Source organism: Acinetobacter towneri DSM 14962 = CIP 107472 (assembly GCF_000368785.1).
Lineage (GTDB): Bacteria > Pseudomonadota > Gammaproteobacteria > Pseudomonadales > Moraxellaceae > Acinetobacter > Acinetobacter towneri.
Window position 1 is genome coordinate 554,150 of sequence record NZ_KB849689.1, and the last position, 3,362, is coordinate 557,511.

General features: G+C 39.6%; 2 protein-coding genes. One reads left to right on the top strand and one right to left on the bottom strand.

Annotation, left to right across the window (positions count from 1 at the left end):
- Nucleotides 1–334: 334 nt before the first annotated feature.
- A complete protein-coding gene (locus tag F947_RS07010) occupies nucleotides 335–2,593 on the bottom strand; it encodes a choice-of-anchor F family protein (RefSeq protein WP_004973747.1) in 2,259 nt (752 codons plus the stop codon).
- Between the two features lie 252 nt (nucleotides 2,594–2,845).
- On the opposite strand from F947_RS07010, the gene F947_RS07015 reads away from it, so the two are divergent.
- Nucleotides 2,846–3,301, top strand: coding sequence for a helix-turn-helix domain-containing protein (locus F947_RS07015; protein WP_004973749.1), 456 nt, complete (start codon nucleotides 2,846–2,848; stop codon nucleotides 3,299–3,301).
- Nucleotides 3,302–3,362: the final 61 nt, after the last annotated feature.

Sequence of the window (3,362 nt, forward strand, 5' to 3'; positions counted from 1 at the left end):
GCGGCACAAGTTCGGTATGGGTGTTCCTGCTTCAGCTTGCTTCAAGATACTCATGATCAAGCTGTCTGAATACTTAGATGTTTTCATAGAAAATCTCCTTAAATCAAGGTTATTCGACTTTCTACTTTTAAACTCAATTATTTTTAGGGGGTATTACCGATTCAGCGGACGCTTACATTAAAATTGGTATGGGATTCAGCGGACGCTTACACGCTTACGAATAAACTGACACTTTTTTAGGCAAAATATACTCATAAAAAAAGCCAGATAACTTAGTATCTGACTTCTCATAAAATCTCAAACTCTAAGAGAAAGAAAAGAGTTTTCTATCTCTTTAAAAAGTAGAATTAATGCCTATTTGGATGCCTTGATTATCATAGTCACTACCAAATTTTCCATTATAACCACCGTATAAAGCAACTTGGCTAGAGTCATTAGATTTAATAACATGGTCTAATCCGATACTAAAGTTTACCAAATCTTTATCCATACCTTGCACTGTGTAAGGAGCGAGAGATCTTGCTTGACCTACAATGCCAGTTTGGATATTAAGATCGTCTCCAGAGACATTCGTGTATTTAACACTACCTAGTAGACGAGTATTACTAGTAGGGAATTGATATTCACCAAGTACACCGATAGAAGTTCGAAGGATATTAGAATCTTGATCTCCAACTGCTAAATTCCAAATATCTGTGCCATTTTCAGTAAAGCCATCAACTGAGACATCATAGTATTCAATTGAAGCAGTTGGACCGATTTTGAACGCACCTATATTTTTTAAGTAATCGACACTTAACGCCGCAAACACCTGCGTGCCGTCAGTCTTACCAGTGGCGGTATCACCCTCAAATGTATCTCGTTTTGATTCATAAGATAAATCTTGATAACCGACCAACGCTTGCACCAATCCACCCTCACCGAAACGAGTGCGCGTGAATGCTGCTACAGAGTAACCATCAGCTTCTATTTCGCCAAAATATTGATGGGTCTTTGCCGTTGCATCGGTATAACCTACTGCTAGACCAACTGATGAGTTAGTATTTGTTAGACGCTTCTCTATACCTGCCGTTAGCGAATACACATCAACATCATAGCCTAAAGCGTTAGATAATGGATCATACTCTGAACGTGAAAGGCTCGGTGAGACGAAGCCATATAGATCGCTATCCATCGACGACCAGCTACCCGTGTCATTTGACGCAGCTTTTTGGTTGCCGTTGTTGCTACTCCAAGGAACATATCTTGTGATCGCAGCAACTTGGTCACGTGCGGTCTCAAAGCCAATACTAGTAAATGCTGGCGCATGGCCAAACCCAACACTTTCCAAAGCTCTTGCAACGTCGTTTGCGTTTCCTTCAGCAATAAGACTTTCGATTGCTGCTTGATATTTTTCAGCACTACCTTCAACAGTATTTAGATATGGTACGTTAGCTAACGTATCTAAATAAATCGCATTTTTTAATTGCATTTCAGTTGTTGCATTCGCAACGATGGGCGCAAACTCTTTAGATATACGAACAACAAACTCATTACCATCAATATTGCCAATGCTCATGGTGTAGTTTAAGTTGGCATTACGTAGATCTTCAATAGGTAAAACTTCGAAGCCTTTTTCTTTAGCTGCCGCAAGGATTTCAGCTGGTACTAATTTTCCAGATGCATAAGCTAATGCTGATACGTCAACACCTAATGAATCAGCTAAAGCTTGAAGACGAGTATCAGTTAGATTGCCATAGGTCCAGCCACCACCCGCTAAGTTATTCCACGCAACAAGAGCAGCTTCTTCAACACCGTTACTATAGTCCCAGAACATACCATCCGGTACCATAGTGTTATCTAGGTAACCCTTTCCGAAGTGCTTCGTATAGCCATCAAGATCTAAATCACCAAACTCTAACTTATTAGGTGCTACAGCGTCTTTTGTAAATATTGCTTTCTCACCAGAGACGAAAAAACCTGTACTGTCCTCACCTTCTTGTCCACCATTACCGAATAAACCATCAGTTAGACTAGCGCCAAGACCAATCTTTGTTGCAGCAGTATTGAACAATACTGCATTGGCAGGATCAGTTGGATCCATCAATTTGCCATCTTTATCCAGTACCTCAATATTTAAACCAGTGATACGCGCACCTGTAAAATTGGATATCTTTCCAAACGTGAAATAGTCCACTGAAGTACCTATAACTTCATTTGTTGTAGTACGGAAACGCGTATCAAATGGATCCATACCAGTTAAATAATTTTTAATACGTTTGCCAGATCCAGGTGCAGAGTCGCAAAAAGCCTCATTATTGGCCATCAAACAGTTGGTGACTTCACCGCGTGACTTGAGGTCCGAAAAGTTAGTAACAGAGTTGTAATATGGTTCGACAAACTCAGGTTCTTTACCTTCTGGATTTCTTGTACTTGTAAAGGTAACAGCCTTAATTCCTGGAGGCTTAACACCTTCCGTAGTATCTACATAGATAAAACCACCACCTGACGTTTCCATGAAAAAATTACTATTCAATGTATCTGCATGAACAGTCAATGGAAATACCAACGCCACCGGTGCGACTGATACTAACAAACATTTTTTAATCTTCATTTTTTACTCCCTCACCCTATATTATTTCACTAGGGCATCTCCCTAATTCAAAACAGCACATGTTTAATAGTCTAAAAAGTTGACGTTTCAAGTATGTAATTTACTCGACAAAGGTAGCTAAATAAATTATACAAGCTAATGCAACTGCCCCTCATAGCTACACTTTATCCTATTATATTATATAACCCAAGTTAAGTTGACAAAAATAACTAATCATGCGAAAAAGTTTTTTTAGTTAACAGATGTTCACACATGCCTCGAATTGTTTCTGTACCACTTAGTTTAGAACAGCGAGAACGACTCATTTTTCTGGCCAAGCATGCAAAACATTGGCGTGAAAGACAACGTGCCCAAACTATTCTCTGGCTTTCTGAAGGTAAAAGTGTTGCGGAAGTTGCCACTCTACAAGAACGTATCCCAGAAACCATAAGGCTACAACGTCGACGTTGGGAATTGTATGAGTTTGAATCGATTAAAGAAGGTCATCGCTCAGGTCGGCCCAATACATTGATCTCAGACTATCAGGCAAAAATCCTAGATTGGGTCAATACAAGTCCACTCAATGCAGAACAAATCCGAGTCAAACTACATGAAGAATACGAAGTGTCCGTGTCTGTTGAAACCATTCGTAAGTTTTTACGTGATTCAGGTATGGTCTTCAAGCGTACCCGTCATAGCTTGAAAAAAAAGAGATCCGATTGCATTTGAACAAGCAACACAGCAGATTGAAAAATTACGAGAGCAAGCGGCACGTGGTGAAATTATATTA

Excerpts from the sequence above, each read along its gene's own strand:
- F947_RS07015 (WP_004973749.1), top strand. The coding sequence starts at position 2,846 with ATGCCTCGAATTGTTTCTGTACCACTTAGTTTAGAACAGCGAGAACGA.
- F947_RS07010 (WP_004973747.1), bottom strand. The coding sequence starts at position 2,593 with ATGAAGATTAAAAAATGTTTGTTAGTATCAGTCGCACCGGTGGCGTTG.